11 protein-coding genes are annotated in these 22,301 nt (G+C 60.7%); 3 read left to right on the forward strand and 8 right to left on the reverse strand.

Annotation, left to right across the window (positions count from 1 at the left end; translation table 11 throughout):
- The first annotated feature begins 68 nt into the window (after positions 1-68).
- Together JNX03_RS07150 and JNX03_RS07155 are read left to right on the forward strand one after the other, a co-directional pair.
- The gene (locus tag JNX03_RS07150) at positions 69-1,010 is read left to right on the forward strand and encodes a CpsD/CapB family tyrosine-protein kinase (protein ID WP_203211707.1); all 942 of its coding nucleotides are present in this window, start codon (positions 69-71) and stop codon (positions 1,008-1,010) included.
- Between the two features lie 128 nt (positions 1,011-1,138).
- Positions 1,139-2,440 carry a GumC family protein gene (locus JNX03_RS07155; RefSeq protein ID WP_203211708.1) on the forward strand — a complete coding sequence of 434 codons (1,302 nt, stop codon included), beginning with the start codon at positions 1,139-1,141 and terminating at the stop codon, positions 2,438-2,440.
- On the opposite strand, the gene JNX03_RS07160 is transcribed toward JNX03_RS07155, so the two are convergent.
- Entirely contained in the window at positions 2,431-3,744 is a 1,314-nt protein-coding gene (locus JNX03_RS07160) for an oligosaccharide flippase family protein (RefSeq protein ID WP_203212167.1), read from the reverse strand. The genes JNX03_RS07155 and JNX03_RS07160 overlap by 10 nt on opposite strands.
- A gap of 151 nt (positions 3,745-3,895) precedes the next feature.
- Here JNX03_RS07160 and JNX03_RS07165 point away from each other — a divergent pair, with 151 nt between their 5' ends.
- Positions 3,896-5,083 (forward strand): glycosyltransferase, encoded by a 1,188-nt coding sequence (locus JNX03_RS07165; protein WP_203211709.1) that lies wholly within the window; start codon positions 3,896-3,898, stop codon positions 5,081-5,083.
- Between the two features lie 2 nt (positions 5,084-5,085).
- On the opposite strand, the gene JNX03_RS07170 is transcribed toward JNX03_RS07165, so the two are convergent.
- From JNX03_RS07170 to JNX03_RS07200, 7 genes are read right to left on the reverse strand one after another with little or no spacing between them, the layout of a single operon-like run.
- Complete coding sequence (locus tag JNX03_RS07170) at positions 5,086-5,919, reverse strand: glycosyltransferase family 2 protein (protein ID WP_203211710.1); 834 nt, start codon at positions 5,917-5,919, stop codon at positions 5,086-5,088.
- A complete protein-coding gene (locus tag JNX03_RS07175) occupies positions 5,916-8,429 on the reverse strand; it encodes a hypothetical protein (protein ID WP_203211711.1) in 2,514 nt (837 codons plus the stop codon). Before JNX03_RS07175 ends, JNX03_RS07170 begins: the two co-directional genes overlap by 4 nt.
- Entirely contained in the window at positions 8,426-9,370 is a 945-nt protein-coding gene (locus JNX03_RS07180) for a hypothetical protein (RefSeq protein WP_203211712.1), read from the reverse strand. Before JNX03_RS07180 ends, JNX03_RS07175 begins: the two co-directional genes overlap by 4 nt.
- Positions 9,371-9,384: 14 nt before the next feature.
- The gene (locus JNX03_RS07185; protein ID WP_203211713.1) at positions 9,385-10,071 is read right to left on the reverse strand and encodes a 4'-phosphopantetheinyl transferase family protein; all 687 of its coding nucleotides are present in this window, start codon (positions 10,069-10,071) and stop codon (positions 9,385-9,387) included.
- The gene (locus JNX03_RS07190) at positions 10,068-14,651 is read right to left on the reverse strand and encodes a MupA/Atu3671 family FMN-dependent luciferase-like monooxygenase (RefSeq protein ID WP_203211714.1); all 4,584 of its coding nucleotides are present in this window, start codon (positions 14,649-14,651) and stop codon (positions 10,068-10,070) included. Before JNX03_RS07190 ends, JNX03_RS07185 begins: the two co-directional genes overlap by 4 nt.
- Positions 14,648-15,646: a glycosyltransferase family 2 protein gene (locus tag JNX03_RS07195; protein ID WP_203211715.1), complete on the reverse strand. Its 999-nt coding sequence runs from the start codon at positions 15,644-15,646 to the stop codon at positions 14,648-14,650. The genes JNX03_RS07190 and JNX03_RS07195 overlap by 4 nt, the downstream gene beginning before the upstream one ends.
- 5 nt (positions 15,647-15,651) lie before the next feature.
- A complete protein-coding gene (locus JNX03_RS07200; protein ID WP_203211716.1) occupies positions 15,652-22,134 on the reverse strand; it encodes a type I polyketide synthase in 6,483 nt (2,160 codons plus the stop codon).
- Positions 22,135-22,301 lie beyond the last annotated feature (167 nt).

Here is a 22,301-nt window from a genome sequence, read left to right on the forward strand (position 1 = left end):
ACAACCCGATCCCGGCAACCCTTTATCAAACGAAGTGGCACATGGCCAAGAAACCCAAAGGCAAGACAATGAAAGATAATTATTTTTCAGAAGACATGTCCGATTTTGACATGGACGATGCTTTGATCGATGCCCCGGTTGATATGGGACACAGCCTGCGCCCGCGCCGCGGCTTGGCCGAACAGGCCAAACGCCGCTTGCTGGATCAATCCCTTGCCGCCCCAAATCTTGAGTTTGACCTGCCCCCGGAAGAGGAAGAAGCGCCCGCGCCGATGATCCTCGAAGAGGCCGTACAACCGCGTGCCTATGGGTGGAACGACATTCCGATGATCACCGAAGGACTGGGCAATGCCATGTCCCCCGCCCCCAGCACACTGCCCGCAGAGCGTGAAGACGCCTCTGGCCGTGCATTTGATTTGCTACGCACCCGTTTGCGCCAGACCACGCTGGAAAACGGATGGGTCAACATCGGCATCACCGGCCCGACCGCCGGTTGTGGCAGTACCTTCACCGCCACCAATCTGGCACAAAGCCTGTCACGGATTGCAGGCTCGCGCAGCGTCCTGATGGACTTTAACCTGCGCGATCCCGGCGTGGCGCAGGCCTTTAACCTGCCATCTGGCGGCATGATGGAAAACTACCTGTCCGGCGCGGTTGCCGATCAGGATCACCTGCTGCGTGTGTCAGACACACTTGCGCTTGGCCTCAACCAATCGCCCTCGCGCAATGCCGCCGAGGTTATGCAGGATCCCAAGACCCACGCCACGCTGGCGCGGATGCAACAGGATCTGAACCCCGATCTGGTGATCTACGACCTGCCGCCCATGTTGGCCTATGATGATGTTTCGGCCTTCCTGCCGCAGCTTGACGCGATCTTGGTGGTATCTGACGGCACCCAGACAATCAGCCGTGATTTGCTGGAATGCGAACGGATGCTGGACGGTCAGGTGCCGTTGCTGGGTGTGGTGCTGAACCGCGCACGCAAATCAAGCATCCGCCGGTTCCGCTAACCAGAAGTAGAGAACCCTAACCTTCTACATTAATTTGCCCTATTCTAGCCTGAATTCTCTGGTTAGAACGACAGGCCCGGATCGGAACGGCGATCCAGGTGAGGTTATTGAAATAGAATAGAGCACGCATGGGTCCGATCTATACTCTGGCTGACTTTACGGACATGCTCCGCCGCCGTGCGGGGCTGATCCTGTTTGTGTTCCTGCTGGGTTGCGTGGCCTCGGTGGTCTTTGCCCTGCTTCAACAGCACGTCTATAGCTCTTCGGAGGTTATTCAGGTTGAACAGCCCATCGTCAAAGACGACCTGGCACCTTCGACCGTTGACGGCTCCTCTGCGCGGCGCTTGCAATTGATCGAACAACAGGTCATGGCCCGGAGCAGCCTGCTTGAGATCATCGACAAATTTGACCTCTACAAAGATATGCCCGGTCTGATGCAGATCGAAAAAGTCAGCCGCCTGCGGCAAGCCATTTCGATCACCGGAATGGCGGCTGTGCGCGAAGGCTTTGCCGATGATGGCGCCATTTCGGTGATCACCATCACCGCCAATATGGACACTCCCGAAAAAGCGCAGGCCATTGCCCATGAGATCGCGGATCGCACCCGCCTTTTGGCCGCAGAGCAGCGCGAGGTCAGCACCCGCGAAACACTGGATTTCTTTGAACAGCAAGAAGACAAGCTGATCGTAGAACTGGCCGCGCTCGAGGCCGAGCTGACCGCGTTCCGCAAGGCAAATGATCTGTCCATTGAAGGCAGCCTTGAATTTCGCCGTGACGAGATTGCAAATCTCAATTCATCCCTGCTGGAACTGGACCGCGAGATTATCTCGACCCAGCTGGCCCGCACCCGCATTGACCGCACCGCCCGCGCCGAAACCGTCGCCCGCCAGGAGCGCGAGATCGAGGCGCAACTCAGCAGCCTGACCACCCAGCGGCGGCTTTTGGACCAACGGCGCACCGCTCTGAGTAAAAGCCTGGAAACCTCTCCAGAGGTCGAACTGCAACTGGCCCAATACACCCGCCGGATTGAACAGGTACAAGGGCAATTGGACGTCATCGCGACCCGCCGCAGCGAGGCCGAGGTCGGCTTTTCCCTTGAGGCAGGCGCGCGCAGCGAACGAATGATCACCCTTGAAGAGGCGCAAGTGCCCGAGGCGGCAATCACCCGCAGTCGCAAAACCATTGCGATGCTGGGTGCCGTGGCCTCTGTCATTGTGGCGGTTGGCGTGGCGTTCTTGCTGGAGCTGCTGAACCCTGTTGTGCGTTCGGCCCGGCAGATGGAACGAGAAACCGGCCTGCGGCCTGTTGTCTCTATCCCGGTGGTCGAGACCAGCGGCCCTGGCGGATTGAAGGGCATGTGGCAAAGCCGCCGTGAGGCTGGTCAGCGCGGCCGCGCCGCACGGCAGGCCCGCAAATTGCGTCAGGGTTGACCAGAGGCCGCCCAAAGCGCGGCAATCGGTCCCCAATGCATCCATCCGGCCGTCACAGCCGTGGCCAGACCCACCCCGGCAAACAGCCCATCATGACGCGGATCCCAGACTCCATGCGCCCGCGCCAGCCAGATCAGTACCCCATGTGACAGCACCATCGCCAATCCCATCCCAATGATTGCGCCGATCAGACCCGCATAAACCGCTCCGACAAACAGCATCCCCACCTGCAAGCTCGACCGGATCGCGGAATAGACAAAGAACCGCCGCGAATCCCCCGCCGCCAAGGCCGCCTGATCATAGGTCATGCCAATCACCTGCGGGATCAGAGCCACCGCCAAAAGCACAATGATCGCCCCCGACAGCGCATAGCGTGCATCATACAGCAGATCCACAAGCCATGGCCCTGACAGCGCCATCACCACCAAAAGCCCGATCACCCCCACCGACAGCCCATAGCGTAGCCGCGCGATCCGCGCGGGTTCCGTCTGTTCCCGATAAACCGGGATCATCACCCGCGCCGTTACATTATGCCCCAACAGCAGAGGAAAACTGGCAAGGAAATAGCCGATGTTGTAAATGCCCAAGGTCTCAAGCGTCAGAAACTTGCCAAGCACGGCCTTGTCCCCCTGACTGGCAAAGAACCAAAACACCGTGGACAGGAAAATCCATTTGCCAAAGGTGATCAGCTCTTTGGCCGCGGCCCCTTCCCATTGGAACCGGTTGCGATCGCCGGGCAGGTAAAAATGGGTCAACGCCAGTTTTGCCGCCGCCCCGATCACCCCGCCAATCACCAAAGCCAGCACCGATTGCAAGATCAATGCCAGTGCGATCATGCTGATCAGCCCGATCACCTGTGACAGCAGATCCAGAACCGTCAGCCGCCCCATCAACAAATGCCGGTGCGCCGTTTCTATCCGTGTCGGGTTGAACCCGCTGACCAGCAACGAAAGCGCCGCCAGCGGCAGATAGCTGGCCAAAGCTGGCTGGTCGTAAAACACCGACAGCGGATAAGCCAGAAGACAGGCCGCAACCCAAAGCAACCCGCCCCGCACCACCTGAATGCTCCATGCAGTGTTCAGGAACGCCGGATCATCGCCACGTTTGCTTTGTGCGATAGAGGGGGCGATGCCCACGTCCGAAAATAGGGTTAACCCCACCGTCACAACAGAGATGAGCGCCATCAGTCCAAATGCCTCGGGGAACAGAAGCCGCGTCAGGATCAGGTTCGACAACAGCCGCAACCCCTGCGACGCACCATAGCCAAGGATGATCAAAGAGGCCGAGCGGAACACCCGCGCCATCAGCCGGTTGTCCCCCAGTTTTTCCCAAATACGCGCAAACACTCGAAAAATTGCCTCACTTCTGCCGTTTGCGCAGACTAAGCCCTGCAAGACCCGTGTACCAGCGCCAAGATTTGACGTTAGGATGGCACAAACCCAAAGGACAACCCACTTGAAAATCGCCTATATCCTCAACACCTATCCGCAGCCCTCGCACAGCTTTATCCGCCGCGAGATCCACGCGCTTGAGACGCAGGGCCATGATATCTTCCGCATTGCCATGCGCCCCTCTTCGGCTGCATTGGTTGATCCGCTTGATCAGGCCGAAAACGCCAAGACCGAACATGTGCTGGCCCAAGGGGCCGGGCAGCTGGGCCGTGCGCTGTTTCGGGTTTTGAAATCGGATGCCACCACTTTTTTTGCCGCGGCAAAGGTTGCGTCGGATCTGGGTGCCGCATCCGAAAGCAGCCGCATACGCCATCTGATCTATCTGGCCGAGGCCTGCTACGTGCTGGAGCGGTGTAAGGCCGAGGGCATCACCCATATGCATGCCCATTTCGGCACCAATGCCGCCGCCGTGGCGATGCTGGCCCATTTGTTGGGCGGGCCGGAGTATTCATTCACCGTACATGGCCCCGAAGAATTTGACGCCCCCCGCGCGTTGTCCTTGGGCACCAAGATGCATCACGCTGCATTTACCGTCGCGATCAGCAACTTTGGCCGCAGCCAGCTGTGCCGCTGGGCCGCCGCCGAAGATTGGGACCGCATCAAGGTTGTACATTGCGGGATTGAGCCGGCCCGGTTCGGTGATCCCGCCCCCCTGCCCAAAGGGCCACGGCGGGTGGTCTCCATCGGACGCTTTGTCGAACAGAAGGGCCAGTTGTTGTTGATCGACGCCTTGGCCAGAACCGAAGATCCCGATCTGCACCTGACCCTTTTGGGGGATGGCGAGATGCGCGGCATGATCGAGGCACGGATCGCGCAACTTGGCCTGCAATCGCGCGTGTCCTTGCCCGGCTGGGTAGATGAGGCGCGGGTACGCTCCGAACTGGCCGGTGCGCATGGATTTGTCATGCCCAGCTTTGCCGAAGGTCTGCCGATGGTAATTATGGAGGCGATGGCCGCCGCCCGCCCGGTGATCGCGACCTATATCGCTGGCACGCCGGAACTGGTGGTGGATGGCAAGACCGGCTGGATGGTGCCTGCAGGGGATGCAGATGCATTGGCCCGCGCTCTAGATGAATTGGCCAGGGCCACTTCGCAAAAGCTAACAAAAATGGGCGAAGCGGGCCGTATTCGCGCCCTGTCCCGCCATGATGTCGCGGTCGAAGCGGCCAAACTGGCCTCTCACGTCCGGTAAATCTAGCGGCCCCGCACCCAGCGGTCTGACGATCGCAGGATCGGCAGCTTGATCGCAATCCGCACAGCCGCAAATGCAACAAAGGCCAGCGGATCACGCAGGGCGCGCTTCCACACCGGCACGACGTTGTCCTTGGGGTCGTCATTGGCCAACAGCGCTGGATAGCGGTCTTCGATCTCGGCCACCCCGATATCCTGCCGCCGCCGCACCCGCACCAGCCGCGCGAACCCTTCGATCATCGGCCAATCATAAACCGCATCCACAGCGTGTCGTTCGTGGGGGCGAAAATTGAGGCGGGCAAAGGTGTCATCCGAAATGATATCCGGCCAATGGTCCCAGCGCCTGCGCCCGGCACGGTTCATCGCAAACACGCCAAAACCGGGCACGCCGTGGGTCATAAACGGTGTGGTCAGCCAGAACCGTGTGTAGTGCCGCGTCAATGCATCATCCTGCACCGTCACATTGGGCCGCCCGCTGGCATATCGCGGGGCATCCACGGCCAGCGCTTTGGCGATCTGCCCCACCAGCGGAGGCGACACATTCACATCCGCATCCAGATAGATCAGCACATCCCCCTGTGCCGCGGCCTCTCCGGCATTCCACGCATTCAGTTTGCCGCCCTGGGCCAGGTCCAACACCTTGAGCCGCCATCCCTTGAGCAGGGTCTGTTCCTCAAACCCCTGCGCAATCGCGGCAGTGTCGTCAGTGCACCCATTGGCGATCACGATCACCTCAACCGGTCCTTCGACCAGGTCAGAAGCCAGCACCGCCCGCATACAGGCCGGCAAATAGCCGGCCTCGTTATGGGCAGGGATCAGGATGGAAGTGCCGGTCATAAATTGCCTGTCAATGCGGTCCAACGTGGGTTTTGATCATCCAGATGGCGCAAGCCACCCCATGATCCCCATTTGGTTGGGCTATACACGTCTGAGTATGCATTGAACAGTTTGCCTCCCACAGACTGCCAGCCGGCCAGCAGTGTCCGGTAAAGATCACCCATCTCCTGCGTGTAGTTGAAGTGGTGAAAGAACGCGGTCAGCTCGGCATCCTCAACCTGCGGGCCAAGACCCACAATATGGCTGCCACCCTCATACATGATCAGGTCCAGCCCGTGGTCTTTAGCAACCTTTGCATGATACGGCCAAACCCGTCCGATGAGATCGGCCAAGGTGTCTTCTGGATTGCCACTCACCGCGCCGTCATGCAATTCACGTGCCGCCAAGGTGCTGGCCAGATCATAGCGATACGCGGCTATATACTCGATTGCAGCCTGCCCAGTCAGTCCGTCAGAGGCGGCATCGGCCCGCGCTTTGGCAAGGCTATCTGCAAGCCAGCCTTTGACCATATCCTCGCGGTCCTCCAGCCCCAGAACACCTCCAAAATACCCCGTTACGGCATAGGCATCAAAGGCGGTTTTTGGTGCGGCAACACCTTCGGCCTGTGCCAAAGGGGCATTCAATGCCGCATCCTCCAGCCCCAGCCAACCGGTTTGGCTGCTGATCACATTGACCAGTTGGTTTTTGGCCTCCGCCGCAAATGCAGCCGACCAGATCCGCGCCACCTCTGCTGCCCGCAACCCGTAATATTGCATCCACGCGTTATCCTCGCCCCAGCGGTCTCGCGCCTGTTCATCCGCCCATCGGGCCTGATCAAACTGCCAGTTCCAGACCTCGTTTGAGAATTCGACGAAAACCTTGCGTTCATCCTTCAACTGATCGCGGGTCATTGCGGCGAAGCGTTGCACAAAATCCTCCGTGGCCTGATGCGGAACATTGACCCAAATGTCCTTGCCCAACTCATTGCCCAGCCGGATCATCACCTCAATCGGCACCCCGCCCATATAGGTGGCATTGCCCGGCACCGGGCGGTCCTGCCATGCGGACAGGTCTGAATTGTTGGTCTCCATCCAATCCATAAACCGCAGCACCTCGAACGAGGTCAGCCGCGCCGTCCAATCGGGGTTGAACATCGCCCCCTGATCCAACAGCGCCGCGCGGTCTTCACGTACCAATGTGATCTCACCCAGTGGCGCGGCCGTCCCTATACGCTGCACCCGGATATCCACGCTGCCCGGACCGGGGGTATAGTCAAAACGCACCTCGCCCGTGCCATAGCGGATGTTGCTGGCACGGCCCGCAACTTCGATCACCGCGTCCCCTTCAAAGCGCAGCACATACCGCCCCGCCAGTGATGTCGCGCCCTCAGGCATATCGGTCAGAGCCATGGTGCCAATGCTGCTGACCTCCGCAGGCATCCGGATTGGCCAGCCTTGCGCATCCAGATAGCCTTCATCGCGCAACACCGCATGATCCATCCCGCCCCAGCGTTTGGGCAGATGGCCAAACCACGGACGGGCGGTTTTCATCACATCAAGGAAAGGCTGCTGGCTGGACCAATCTGTCACGGCCGCAAGACCAATGGCCCCGGCGCCGCCCAAGGTCACATCACCTGCGACCAGCGTGGCGGGTTCCGGCAGCGGCGGGCCAGTGGGTAATTTCGGTGATTTCCCTGCGGTTGCTTTTGGTTGCGGCGCGTCAACCACAATATCGCCCTGATAGGCCACGACCGTATCCCATGCAATCTGCTGCAACGCCGCCATCAACGCGGGATCAAGCGTTTGGAAATCACCGCCCCAGCGCCCCTTACCCGGCCCCGGCAAACCCAGCGGGGATTGACCGGTCAGTGCCGCATATTGAACCTGGGAAACAAAGTAATGGCCCAGATCATTGAGGTGGATGTCATCCGAGAACAGCGCTGAAATGGAGGAAACACCCGCAACCTCGCCAGCATTGATGGCATCATAGAGCCGCCCCATGGCTTGACCTGCGGGCAGTAAACGGGCGGCAGGCGCATCACTTGGCAGGCCTGCGTTGACCTCGTCAACAATTCCTTCCCAGACCGGCAGGTCCGCATCAATCCGGCTGCGCCAAGGCACATCTGCCCCGTCATCGTGATCCACCGCAACGCCTGTCCCGCTTTTGAGACTGTGCCAAGTTTCCATAATATAAACTTGAACCGCCGGATTGGCTGCCAGCGCCAGCTCTGTATAGGACCGGGCATAGAACCCACTGTCGGACCATGTCACATGGTTGGCCAGCGGCAGGGCTTCTGTCAGGACCAGATGGGTGATCGCGCCTTCCGCCAGCACCTTCCGCGCATCCACACCCTCGGCGTCCGCACCATGGTCCCAATTGTAGCGCAAAGGCGCACCGTTGATGATCTGCGCCTGCACCTGCGCTTCGCCTGAACCTGCGCTGAGCGCGTTCTCCAGCATATCCGGCCCGTCTTGGCCAAACAGGCTGTGCCCCACCATCAAGACGGAAAAGACAGTATCCAGAAGGCTCATCCCGCGACTCCGGTTTCCGGCATGGATTGCACCACCTTCCAAACGACCTGCTGCATCAACGCCGCCGCCTCTGCGCTGGGCGCATCGGCATTGCTGCCATCGGCACGGGTCAGTTGATGCGGCAATCCTGACGGATCACGGTGATACAGAACGGCATAATGGGTCAGCGCCACCAGATAGGCACCCAGATCATTCACATGGATCGTGTCGCGACTGCCATCATCCGTCATGCCGAACAGATCATCCACCGCCGTGATACCCTCAACACCCCCGCGCTTCTCAACCGCACGGGCAAAGGCCGCCATCACCTGCCCTGCCGGGATCAGATGGATCGGAGCACCGCCTTGGGCCAGCGCGGGATAAAGCACCCGCTCACGCCACAGTGCATCGAGATCATCATCTATGCGTGTCTTCCAGCCTGCAGGATCGTTGATGTGATGCCAGGTCTCATAAAGGTAAAGCCGCGCCTTCGGATTGGCCGCATGGGCCAGCTTGGCCCATTGGCCCAGATAACGGGCGCTGTCGTGGTATTTGATCGCATCGCGCAACTCGACCATTTCAGTCAACACCACCGCATCATAGGTGCCTGACGTGATCGCCTCGGTCGCTGGGCGGAACCGCGGATGGGCGTTTTCGGCATCAAAGCCATTGATCGGCAGATCCGGCTCCCAATGTTCCTTGAGCGACGTGCCCCATCCAAGCTGGCTGTCGTAGTGATGGCCCGCGCCCGCCAGTTGGGCCAGCATCGCTGGCATGTCGCGCCCCACCAGTGAATGGCCCAAGTGATAAACCCGCAGTGCGCCCTCGGGTGCTGGCAAAGGCGCCGCATAAAGCACCTCGGCCTTGGCTTTGCCCGACTGGCGCCGCAGCATCCAGAACGCCCCGCCTGCCGCAACAAGCGCAAGCCCGGTCAGGGTCAATCGTCGGCTCATACTGGCCATCACAAAACGCCTCTTTACTCTTTGGCCGGGTCGATGGTGACCGCCGTAACAATGTGCCCTTGGACCAGGGCAAAGCGGCCCTGCAGCCGATCACCAGCTGCAAACTGTCCGGCTGGTCTTACAAATCGGGCCTGAAACTGGCCTGAATCCGGTGCAATAACTATGTCCAGATGATCAAATCCAAACAGCACTCCTGTCAAAGGGAACTGTGCCTTGTAGGCCGCCTCCTTCGCGGAAAAGATCACCTTGGCCTGCATCGCCTGATCAGAACCAGCAATCCGCGCTCGTTCCTCGGGGCTGCAAATCGTGGACAACAAATCGGGGTTCAGCGGCGTTGCCGCCTCTATATCGACACCCAGATGCGCCGCGCCGCGCGTGACCGCCGCGAGGCACCAGCGGTCATTGTGAGTGATGCTGCCATGCCATCCCATTGGCCATTGCGGGGCGCGGTCCGGGCCTGCCGGAATCGCAGCATTCCTGCCGCCCAACTTGCGCATCGCCGCCCGCGCCGCGTTGCGACCGGCGGCAAACTCGGCCTGCCGTTTGGCAACCGCCTGCGCCACAAATCGCGCCTCTTCAGCCCAGATCGGCTGCTGCGCCTGATGCGGGTCAGCAACTGCCACAGCAACAGCCCTGTCAAACAGGTCCGCCGCTGCCGCCTCAATCACCGCAGCATCTTCATCGGCGCAGGCCTCGATCATGCGCCGGCCTTGCTCCGCCCGGCGCGCATCATCCGGCGTTTGGACATGGTCTCCGATTTGGCCGGATCGGGTGCCGCAACGGCAGGTTCTGCCGCGGGTTCTGCCGCCGCGCCCGGTGCCTTGTCCAAATGCGCCGCCAAGCCTTCGAGCGTGGGAAAGCGGAAGATGTCCGTGATCGACAATTGTTCCGCGCCCAGCGCCGCCTTGATGTCGCGGTGCGCTTGTACGGCCAGCAAGGAATGTCCGCCGAGACCAAAGAAATTGTCCTCGGCGCGGATGTTTCCAACGCCCAGAACCTTGGACCAGACCTCGGCAATGGCGGCCTGCGTCGCGCTGGCAGGCGCGGCTTTGACGGCGGAACCATCGGCCCGCGCGGCCTTGCGCCGATCCGGGCGAGGCAGCGCCTTGCGGTCGATCTTTTTGTTGGGCGTCAGCGGCATAGCCTCTAGCTGCGCAAAATACCCCGGCACCATGATCGCCGGCAGATCGCGCGACAGATGCGCCGTCAGCTCAGCATCGGCGATAACCCGGCTTGCGGTGAAATAGCCCACCAGTTGCGGCCCGCCCGGCACATCGTCGCGCGGCACAACAACCGATTGTATGAGCCCATCCAAACCCGCAAGACAAGCTTCAATCTCCCCCAGCTCGATCCGGTGACCGCGAATTTTGACCTGCGCATCGGCGCGGCCCATAAAGTGCAACATGCCTGTCGCATCCCAAGCCGCCAGATCGCCAGTGCGGTACATTCGTCCTGCGCCAAAGGGATTTTCGACAAACCGCTCTGCGGTCAGTTCCGGCTGGTTCCAATAGCCATCCGTCACCCCATCCCCGCCAATCCACAGCTCGCCCGCTGCGCCCGCCGGTTGCGACTGCATGTCCGCGTCCAGAACGTAGACTTGGGTGTTGGCAATCGGCGTGCCGATGGGCGCTGTGGCCTCTGCCCCGTCCCGGACCATCGTTGTGGTCGACCAAATTGTGGTCTCGGTCGGTCCATACATATTTTGCACACTGGCCGAGGTGCAGGATTTCAGCGCCGCAACCAGTGAACCCGGCAAAGCCTCACCGCCAACCATCAGATGTCTTACCCGCGACAGTGCTGCCTGTGCCTCGTGGTTGGTGACCAGCATCTGCGCCATGGAAGGCGTGCATTGCAGATGGGTCACACCGTGGCGCACGATCTGCGTGGCAAGCGAATAATCATCCTCGCGCAGCACGGTTTCCTTGTTGGATTGCGCCAGCACATCCGCCAGTGGTTTGAGCCCTTCCATGACCTTCGGCGTGGAGATCCCATAGTCAATCAGGCATGCAATCTCATCCACGCCGATCCGTTTGAGCTGTTCTGTACGGGCAAGACCATCGGCCACGGTGCCGAACATGCCACTGTCATTGAAGTAACGCTGGAACGCAAATTCCAGAATGCCTTCCATTTCGTCGTGCGACAGATCCTCCAGATTGACCTCAAAAGGGTTGGTCACGCCCTTGGGCTTCTTGAACGCCGGGAAGGCCCAGGCGTATTGTTTGATCAGACCCGCGGCTGAACGCAGGTAATCTTTCATCGGCTCACGCGCGACCTCTTCGGCCTCTGCGCGGGTGGCGGCAAGATAGGTGTGCAGCATTACGGTGACTTTGAAGTCCGCCGGATCATGCCCCGCCCCGCGCAACGCGTCGTGGTAGATCTTGATCTTGTCCGCGACCTCATCCACCGACTGGCCCAAAAGGTGAGTCAGCACGTTCGCGCCAATCTCGCCCGCCTCGCGCCATGTCGCCGGATTGCCCGCCGTGGTCACCCAAACGGGCAATTCCTTGGACACCGGACGCGGCTGGGTGACAACCGCATGGGGCGTGCCGTCCTGCTTGGGGAATTCCACAGCTTCGCCGCGCCAAAGGCGCCGCAGCTGGTCAATGGTTTCAAACATCGCCGGTTTGTTGTGGGGCGGCGTATTTTCCGGGCGCAGTACAAAATCATCGGGCTGCCAGCCGCTGGCCACGCCGATCCCCACCCGGCCATTGGTCAGATTGTCGATCACCGCCCATTCCTCGGCAATGCGGGCCGGATGGTGCAAGGGGGCCACGCAAGACCCCGCGCGGATTTCGAGGTTCTGGGTGACAGCCGCCGCCGCCGCGCCGGTCACAGACGGGTTCGGGTATGGGCCACCAAAGGCATGGAAGTGCCGCTCCGGCGTCCAAAGCGCATTGAAGCCGTGGGCATCGGCAAACTTTGCCCCCTCAAGCAGCAGCTCGTATTTCTTGGGTCCGACACCGCCATCGTTGCCCCAGTAAAACAGGTTGAAGTCGATCTTGCGATCCGACAGGCCGATGGGACCATCCGACACCTGCGTGCGGCTTTCATCACCCGCCAGCACCAGTTTGAAACCGCGCGACAGGGTCCAGAACAGCTCAAGCACTGAAATGTCGAACGACAGGCTGGTGACAGCCAGCCAAACCGCCCCCGCCTCGTGGTCGATCCGGTCGTCCATCCCGGCAAAGAAGTTGGCGACATTGCCGTGGTTGACCATCACACCCTTGGGTGTGCCGGTGGAGCCGGAAGTGTAGATCAGATAGGCCAGATCCTCTGGCGTGGCAGTGGCCTTTGGATTGTCCTTTGGTGCCGCAGTCACGCGGGCGTCGGTATCTATCTGCAACACCTGCCCGTTATGCGCGGGCAATTGCCCCGCCAGCGCCGACTGCGTGACGATGATGGGCGCAGCGCTATCGGTTATGTAGTGGGCAATGCGATCCGCCGGATAGGCCGGATCAAGCGGGACATAAGCGCCGCCCGATTTCAGGATCGCCAGTGCTCCGATGATCAAATCGACACCGCGCGCGGCATAAAGGCCGATGGGCGTGCCGGGTGCTGCGCCCATATCGCGCAGGACATGCGCCAGTTTGTTGGCGCGGCCGTTCAGATCGCCATAACTCAGGGTTTCCCCCTCAAACACCAGCGCCTCTGCATCCGGCGTAAGGGCGACCTGCGTCTCGAATGCCGCGTGAATGGTGGTGCGGTCATAGCTGCGGTCGGTGGCGTTCCAACCCAGAAGCAATTGATCGCGTTCGGAGGCAGGCAAGGCCCACAGATCGGCGCAGGTTTGCGCCGCTTCGATCTGCGCAAGCGCCGCTTCGAACCGGGCTGCCAGCAGGGTCAGCGCGGCCTCACCCAAGCGGGCCGGGTCATAGATCACACTGCAACCTTCATCAGTCACTGCGAGGGTCAATGCGGCACCCGGTAGAGGATCGGTGGTGAAGCTCAGACCGATCTCGGCGTGCTCACCATGGTCGATGGCCGGATCACGCAGAGCCAGATCCGTCGCGTGACCCGCGCTGTTTGAGGCCCGCTCCAGATCTTTCTGAAACTCTTCTACGGCCTCTGCAAAAGTGGTTTCAGCCGTCGCTGTCAGCGTCAACGGCACATGATCCACCAACAGCGGATGTGCAGTGTCTTGGCGCAGGGCAAGGGTGCCCATGCTTTGCCCAGACGAATTCAGCGCCGCCAATGCCAATGCCGCCGCCTGCTGGGTACGGTCTTGTCCCTTTGGTGTGGCTAGAGAATGAGATTGCAGATCCGCGTCATCTCGAGCACCACCAGCCCCGGCCAGCGGACAAGACATCCAATCCGCTTGCCCCAGCGTATCGCGCCAATAGGCTTCATCCTTGACCGGCAGGGGCGCAAGCGCAGGAGGGACGATGCTGTCCCCTGCCGAGAACAAAGTGGTCAGATCAACGGCAGAGCCGTCGAGCGTTGTAATATTGTGCAAAGTAACAGCCGCGGATGCGGTACCGATGGTGATCCGGTCCGCCGTCACGGACAGCACCTCTCCACATTCGGCGGTTTGATCCGATGCGGACAGACCACCAATCACCAGAGCCTGATCCCCCGCCATCAGTTTGGCCGTGGTCAGCGGGTTCCAATAACCGCCAAAATCAAGCCCGCGCATCAGGCGTGACAGGGTCATCGCGTCTTGGGTGAAATCGAGAACGCCCATATTGGCAGGACGATCATCACGGGCAAAATAGCTGCGCTGCGTCAGGTCTTGGGCCGTGCGTTGCAACAACCCGCTTTCCAGTTGCGCCACAACATCGGCAAAGCTTTCCATCCCCGCTGCATAGCATTTGGAATTGAGGCTGAAGGCGGTTTCATCCTCGGCAATCTGCACCATCCGCTGTGCCAGAATATCGCCCTCGTCCACACCGCCTTCGATGACGTGCCATGTGATGCCATGGCTGTCTTCGCCGTTGATGATCGCCCAGGCAGGCGTGTTCAAACCGGCGTAACGCGGCAGCGGTCCGTCGTGAAAGTTGATCGCCCCCTTGTCGGGCAGGGCCAGCACATCCGCCGGGATCATCCGCAGGTTTGCAATGCTGAGCAGCCAATCGGCGGTGACGCCAGCCGCAATCAGATCACGCGGGTTCTCAAGCACCTTGAGACCCTTGCCCTCTGCCCAGCCGCGCACGGCCGGATCACGCGTCACAACGGCAGGCAAGCGATGCCCGCCCGTCAACAACATGTCGCCACAAGCAATCGTGAGAGATTCGTCCCCCATCAGAATGGCGTCAAAACCGGCGGGAATAAAAGCTGCGGTCATGGTCTGTCCTCCGTTGCGGGGCGTCGTGATGTTGCGGGTTGCCGGTCAAGCGACAGGCCAAAGCCATGCCGCGCCAGATCACGCAGGAAATAGGCAGGGTCCTGGCTGTTTTTCCCCGAGATGGCACAGCGCAGGTGATGAATGGCCCCACCCGCCAACCGCGCCACAAGAGCAGCGGCGGCATAGGCAGAGCCGTGATTTTTGACAAAGTAATGGCGGCGGCTGTCGAACCAATAAGACGGCATACGTTGCCATTCCTTCATACCCGTCGACACCGACCCGATATGCACAACCCGGCTTTGTGGCAGATACCAACAGCTCCACCCGGCGCGGGCGGCGCGTTTGCACAGATCGGTTTCTTCAAAATAGAGAAAGAAGGTTTCGTCAAACAGCCCGATTTCATCCAGCATCTTGGCCCGGACCAGAACGCTGGCCCCCGCCACCCAATCGACACGGGCGGTGTGATCAGGCAATGGCGGCGCAACGATGGCGTTCTTCAGCAAACGCGAAAAGATACCGGTGCGGGCCGCCCCTTCAAATTCGCCAGCGATCGAAGGGAAACGGAACGCGGTGCAATGGGTCACCTCATCCTCGCCGCGCACATGGCTGCCTGCAAACCCCGCTTTCGGATGGCTTTCCATATGGGTGATCAGACGCGGCAGGCATCCCGCATCGGGAAAGGCATCGGAGTTCAACACATAAAAGTAATCCGGCGCACTTCCGTCGGACATGCGAGATGTGAGACCAAGATTATTGCCCGCGCCAAAACCGCCGTTTACATCCGACATGATCAATCGCACCAGACCGTTTTCATCCCAGCCCCGTTCGGTGATGGCCCGTTGCAACACCCCCGCCGACCCGTCGCCGGAAGCATTGTCGATCAGGATCATCTCGGCCCCGACCGGCATATCGGCCAGCGCCGCTTCCGCCGCCCGCAGGGTCATCTCTGCCGTGCGGTAGTTGAGGATCAGAACCAGAACCTTTGCTGTTGCCATGTCTCTCACTCCGCCGCTGTGGCTCGGGGCCAGCTGCTGTCTTCTGGATCAGGTTCAAGGGCACCGCCGATCACTTCGCGCAATTCCTGCGCCAGCACGGTCACATAGGGCGCAAGCACCATGGAGTCGTGATCTCCCGGCACCTCGATCACCTCCAGGTTCGCCACATATTTGCGCCAGTCGTTGTCCTCGAATACATACTCGCGTTCGGCGCTGACAAAGCGCCCCTTGGTCACACGCCAATGCCGGTCGAGCGGTGGCCGGAACAGGGTCATTGGTCCGTCCCATTTCGGCGTGTCATATGCCCCGACAGCGGTCAGGAAGGCCTGCTGGATCTTGAGGTTGTTAAACTCTGACCCGTTGCCATCCCCCGCCTCTGCCTGCGCATCCGCGCGGCGGGTCTTTTCCCATGCCAGACGGTTTTGCGCCCATTCCACAAGGTATTTCGGACCTTTGCGGCGCAACTCTGCCAGTTTGATCAGCGCCTTATCTGGACGCGACAACGATGGCCGCACCGGCAGCGGTGTGTCGAGCATCGCCAGCACTGCCACCTCTTCGCCGGCAGAGCGCAACTGTTGCGCCATTTCGTAGGCGGTGATCCCGCCGCCGGAATACCCCGCCAGCAGGTACGGCCCGTTTGGCTGAACCCGGCGCACCTCAGCCAGATAATCACGCGCCGCCTCGCCCACATCGGTGTGGGGCGGCGTGTCGCCAATCAAACCACGCGCCTGAATGCCCATCACCCGGCGTTCCTTGCTGAACGGCAGGGCCAGATGGCGCAGGTTCAACACATTGCCAAACATCCCCGCCACCACAAACAGCGGCGCGGCGTCCTTGTTGTCGCATTGGTTCAGCGGCACCAGATAATCGTAACTTTCGATCACCGGCCCGTCACCCGCAGTGGCAGGGCCCGAGGCATCGCCCGCATCGCCGGTCTGCGCCGCGATCAAGGCTGCGCATTTGGCAATTGTGGGTGCTTCGAACAGAACAGAGATCGGAAATTCCACCGAAAATTCGCGCTTGACACTGGCAAAGAGGCGCACAGCGATCAAGGAATGGCCGCCAAGGTCAAAAAAGCTGTCCTCAACGCCAACCGGACTGACGCCCAGAAGGTTTTCCCAGATCGCCGCAAGGCGTTCTTCGATGCCATTGCGCGGCGCGACAAATGTGCCGTCCAGTTCAGGACGTTCAAAGCTTTGGCCGCTGGAGCTGGCGCCCTGCGGCGGCTGATCGGCTTGCGCGATCAGACCATCAAGCGGCAGTGAAGAGACAATCACCTGCGAGCGGCCCAGCGCGATGGCCCGGCGCAGCGCCTCTGGCCCTTCAGCGGCACGAATGCCCTGTGACACCATATAGGCCAGACGTTCCTCTGCCGGTGTCAGGCTGTCTTGACCCGCATCAACATCATCAAAACGGACTTCACGCGGATCCAGCGGCGCAGCGGCAAAACCGCCCTCCAGCCGTTTCATCGCAAAATCCTGCACCGCCACCAGAACCCGGCCCGTCGCGTCACAGATCGTCACATCAAAGCTGGCAAAGCCATCACCTGCCGCCGTTTTCGACAGCGCGACGTGGGAATAGATCTCTGCAGGCAGCGACCCATAGACAGTGATTGCGCCATAGGACACCGGTACCCAGAGGTGGCTGGCATCATAGCTTGGCACCAGATCAATCGCCCAACCGGTGGCAAGGTCCATCAAACCGGCGTGCAACAGATGGCCCTCAACCAGATCATCGCGGCAGGCATCAGGCAAGGCCAGTTTGGCGATACCCTCATCCGTGCCAATCGCGGTTTCGCGCAGCACATGCCAGCGCGGCCCAAAGTCCAGATGCGCCTCTTGCGGTGAGGTCAACCGCCCGCCCTCTGGCGCGACACTGATCTGGGCACAGCGGCCAAACGCGGCCTCAAGGTCAAAGGGTTCAGACTGCGAATGGCTGACCGCCGCAATCTGCGCCTGCGCATGAAGCTGCCAACCGGATTTGCCGTTCAAAGTGCAATCGCTGCGCAGTTCGGCGGCAAAGCCTGCCCCATCTGCGCTTAGGTTGATCTGCAAGTCGCGCGGCGTTTCATCCTCGACCGGCATCGCCCGCAGGAAATAGAGGTCACGGATTTCGAAACCTTGGGTCAACCCCTGCGCCTTGGCGGCTTCGGCCAATAGTTCGATATAGCCTGTGCCCGGCATGATCGCCTGACCATCCTTGGTGCGGTGCTGATCCAGCAGCCAATGTGCGCTGCTGATCTGCGCGGACAAGACAGGATCTCCCGCCGCGTCCGACCCCATGGTCTGCACGAGTGCTGCATTGATCGGGCGTGCGGGCAGCACATCACTTGCGCCCCCGCTCAGGCTGTTGGTGGCCATGCCGACATCGGCCCAAATGCCCCAGTTGATTGCCATCACGCGGGTCGCATCGCCACTGCGGGCGGCGGCATAGGCATTGAGCCAGGCGTTCGCTGCAACATAATCCACCTGCCCGGCAGATCGGGTCGCCGTACTGGTGGAGGAAAACAGGATCAGACAATCCAGATCGCCATCAGGCAGCAATTGATCAATGACCCGCAAACCCTGCACCTTGGGCGACAGAACCGCATCCATCTGCGCATCCGTTTTGCCCAGCATCGGCCCATCATCCAGCGCACCGGCGGCATGGATAACGCCGTTGATCCGGCCATGGCGTTTTTGCAGATCTTCAATCACCCGGCGCATCTGCGCCAAATTGGCCACGTCGGCCCCGGCGACCTCTACCTGCCCGCCTTTGGCGGCGGCGCGTGTCTCAAGTTCGATCACACTGCGCATCCGCCGCGCGGTGCGGTCCGCGGTGCCATGGCGGCTGAGGTAGCCATTCCACGCCTGACGATCCGGCAAAGGATCGCGGCCCAGCAGAACCACCGTGGCAGACTGCCGCGACAAGATATCGGCTGCCAGTGTCTGGCCAATACCGCCAAACCCGCCCGTGATCAGATAGACACCGCCCTCCTCAAAGAGGGTATCATCGGTGGCGTTCAATGGCGCGGGCTTATAGCTTTGTTCAAACCGTTTCGCGCCGCGATAGGCAGCCACTACATTTGCAGGCACGGCCATCAGGTCTTCCAGCAACCGATCTGTCAGATCATCCGCGACATCGGGTTCAGGCGCGGCAGCAGGCGCAAACCAGCCACGTTTTGTGGGCACATTGGCCGTGCGTTCTTCGATATCGATCTGGGCACAGGTCACGCCCGGCATCTCACGTGGGAACACGCCGACAGGGCCAGCAATCAACGCCTTTTCGGGATGGCGCAGCGCCTCATCCTTCAATTGCGCCGCCCCAGTGGTAAAGACACTCAGATGCAGCGGCGCATCGCTGCCCGCTTCGGTCAGGGATTGGGCAAGCCAGGTCAGGCTCCAGAACCCCTGTTCAAGATTGCGATCAAAAATGCTGCTGCCGGGGCGCGGGGCGACGTGATCGTCGGTCAGCCAGAAATGCGCGATGCGGTCGGGCATCAGCCCGCGTTCCGCCAGATCGGAAATCAACAGGTCATAGTCCCTGCGTCCTTGTTCGGCGGCCAGTGTGTAGCTGTCATCCCCCTGCCGGGCAAAAGCATCCCCTGCCCGCACGGCGATCACTTTGTGACCCGCGTCGCGCAGGCGCGCCATCACCGGCGCGGCTATGCCATCACCATCCGCAAAGAACAGCCAAGAAAGCGGTGTCGCGGCCAGATCGGTGATTGAGTCAATATCGGCATTGGCAAAGCGGGGCCGCCATGTGGGCACTGCGCCCCAGGTGGTGATATCGTCCTGCCGCACCAAGGCGCTGGCGGGCGCGGCAACGGCTGCTGTGCCCGGCTCTATGAAGTAACGGGCGCGTTGGAAGGCATAGGTCGGCAACACCACACGGTTGCGCCGCGCCTCACCCCAGATTTGGGTCCAATCGGCCTCAACGCCGCAGGCCCAAAGCCGCCCGATAACGGACATGAAATACATGTCATCCGCGATATCCTGATCGGGATGGCGCAGGGTCGAAAACGCCTGTGCGGGTTTGACCCCGTCGCTCATCTGCGCGAGCGCGGACAAGGCCTTGCCCGGCCCGACCTCAAGGTAAACGCGGTCACGCGGGGCGCTCAGCGTGGCAATGCAATCAGCAAAGTTCACGGTATTGCGCAACTGCCCAACCCAATAATCGGGGCTGGTCGCCTCTTCCGCCGTGATCTCCTGTCCAGAGCGGTTGGACATAAACGGCATCTGCGGCGCTTGCAGGTCAAGCCCGGCAAGGAACGCACGATAGCGATCCAAAATCGGCTCCAGCATGCGGCTGTGCGCGGCGATGTCGATGGCGATCCGCTGATATTCCAGCCCTGCGTCGGCCAGACGGACCTGCATTGCATCCAGCGCAGATTGCGGGCCGGACACGGCAATCAACTCGGGCGCATTGACCGAGGCGATGTCCAGATCGTCCCCCAGTAGCGGTTCGATCGCGCTGAGCGGTGCGGAAATGCTGATCATCCCGCCGGCAGGCACCTCATCAAACAGCTGCCCCCGCAGCAGCACCAGATCAATCAGGTTTTCAAAACTCATTACACCGGCAAGGCAGGCCGCCACGTTTTCACCCATCGAATGCCCCACCATCGCGGCAGGCGTCACACCCCAGCTGATCCAAAGCTGTGCCAGCGCATATTCGGTGATCGCAATCAGCGGCAATTGTACGGAGGGTTGTTTGAGCCGTTCTGCAGCGGCCTCCATTTGGCCCGCTTCGGGCAACCAAAGTGACCGGATGTCATAATCCAGCTGCGGCTGTAGGTGCGACAGGCCGCGATCCATCCAATCGGCAAAGACCGGCTCTGTCTCGTAAAGATCCCGCGCCATGCCGGGGTACTGCGCCCCGCCGCCAGGGAACATAAACACAACCTCGGGGGCATCACCCAGCAGATCATGGGTAAAGACCCGGCGGGTGTCGCCACCCTCAAGCAATGCGGCGGCCTCCTCATGTGTTTCAGCAACCACAACGCGCCGTTTTTCAAAGCCGCGCCGGCCGTTTTTCAGGGTAAAGGCCACGTCGGCCAAGGGCTGTTCGGGATGTGCCCGCAGATGCGCCGCCAGCGCGGCGGTGTTTGCCTCCAGCGCGGATTTGCTGCGCCCGGAAACACAAAGCACATGGAACGGCCAGTCACTTTCTTCGGACGGGGCGCGCGCGGGTGCCTCTTCGATGATCGCATGGGCATTGGTGCCGCCAACGCCCAAAGCATTGACCGCGGCACGGCGCGGCGCGATGCCTTGCGGCCAGTCGCGCAATCTATCGTTGACCGAAAACGGGCTGCCCTCAAATGGAATGGCCGGATTGGGCGCTTCATAGCCCAGCGATGGCGGCATCTGTTTGTGATGCAGGGCAAGTGTGGATTTCACAAATCCTGCAACCCCCGCCGCCGTGTCCAGATGGCCAATGTTGGTTTTCACGGAACCGATGCGGCAAAAATCCGTATCGGTGGTGGTCTTGCGATAGGCTTCAGTCAGGGCGGCCACTTCGATGGGATCACCCAGATAGGTGCCGGTGCCATGACATTCGACCATGCCAATGCTTTGGGCGGCGACGCCCGCATCATCGAGCGCCTTTACAATGGCATCGGTTTGTCCATCCACAGATGGGGCCAGATAGCCTGCTTTGGCTGCGCCATCGTTGTTGACCGCCGATCCTTTGATGACACCCCAGATGTGATCCCCATCTGCAATTGCATCCGAGAGGCGCCGCAAGGCCACAGCCCCCGCGCCGGAGCCAAAGACCGTGCCCTGCGCCCGGTGGTCGAAGGCGTGGCAATGCCCGTCCGGTGACAGGATTTCATTTTCCTTGAACTCATACCCGCGCCCATGCGGCAATTCGATGGTCACACCGCCCGCCAGCGCCATGTCAATTTCACCTGCCCGCAGCGCCTGACAGGCATAGTGGATCGCCACAAGAGAGGTCGAACAGGCGGTTTGCATGTTGATCGACGGGCCTTTGAGGTCAAACACATGGCTCACCCGCGTCGAAAGGAAATCCTTGTCATTGCCCGTGTGGCGCAGCAGGAACATGCCCACGTCATCCACCAGATCGGGGTTCGAGCAGATGTTGAAATAGAAATAGCTGCCCATCCCGCAGCCTGCGTAGACACCGATGGGCCCCGCCATGGTTTCAGGGGGATGGCCGGCCTGTTCCATCGACTGCCAGGCCACCTCAAGGAATTTGCGGTGCTGCGGATCAAGGATCGCAGCATCTTTGGGGGAAAAGCCAAAAAACTCTGCATCGAAGGTGTCGAACCCGTCAAGCACAGCAGCGGCAGGCACGTAATTCTTGCGGGCAATGTTCTCGGGGCTTTCGCCAGCGTCCAGAAGTTCCTGTTCGGTCAGGCGGCGAATGGACTCAACACCGTCGCGCAGATTGGCCCAGTAGGCATCTACACCTTCTGCGCCCGGCACGTTCACAGCCATGCCAACAATTGCGATATCTTCGCCTGAAATCGAGCGGCCCTTGGTGGTATCCATTCGTTCAATATTCCCGTTGCCTGCCCCAGGACGGACTTCACCCGTCTGAGTAATTAAGGAATATATGCCTGTGGAACTTGGAGAAATTGGGAAGATTTCAGGGCTTTTCCCCGAAGATCTGCCGTTTTCAACAGGTTTCCCTTAATAACAAGGCGTTGCCCGCCTAA

This window comes from Sulfitobacter mediterraneus (assembly GCF_016801775.1).
Lineage (GTDB): Bacteria > Pseudomonadota > Alphaproteobacteria > Rhodobacterales > Rhodobacteraceae > Sulfitobacter > Sulfitobacter mediterraneus_A.

Coding starts and splice junctions, on each gene's coding strand:
- JNX03_RS07150 (WP_203211707.1), top strand. CDS start 69: ATGAAAGATAATTATTTTTCAGAAGACATGTCCGATTTTGACATGGAC.
- JNX03_RS07155 (WP_203211708.1), top strand. CDS start 1,139: ATGGGTCCGATCTATACTCTGGCTGACTTTACGGACATGCTCCGCCGC.
- JNX03_RS07160 (WP_203212167.1), bottom strand. CDS start 3,744: ATGGCGCGGGTGTTCCGCTCGGCCTCTTTGATCATCCTTGGCTATGGT.
- JNX03_RS07170 (WP_203211710.1), bottom strand. CDS start 5,919: ATGACCGGCACTTCCATCCTGATCCCTGCCCATAACGAGGCCGGCTAT.
- JNX03_RS07175 (WP_203211711.1), bottom strand. CDS start 8,429: ATGAGCCTTCTGGATACTGTCTTTTCCGTCTTGATGGTGGGGCACAGC.
- JNX03_RS07180 (WP_203211712.1), bottom strand. CDS start 9,370: ATGGCCAGTATGAGCCGACGATTGACCCTGACCGGGCTTGCGCTTGTT.
- JNX03_RS07185 (WP_203211713.1), bottom strand. CDS start 10,071: ATGATCGAGGCCTGCGCCGATGAAGATGCTGCGGTGATTGAGGCGGCA.
- JNX03_RS07190 (WP_203211714.1), bottom strand. CDS start 14,651: ATGACCGCAGCTTTTATTCCCGCCGGTTTTGACGCCATTCTGATGGGG.
- JNX03_RS07195 (WP_203211715.1), bottom strand. CDS start 15,646: ATGGCAACAGCAAAGGTTCTGGTTCTGATCCTCAACTACCGCACGGCA.
- JNX03_RS07200 (WP_203211716.1), bottom strand. CDS start 22,134: ATGGATACCACCAAGGGCCGCTCGATTTCAGGCGAAGATATCGCAATT.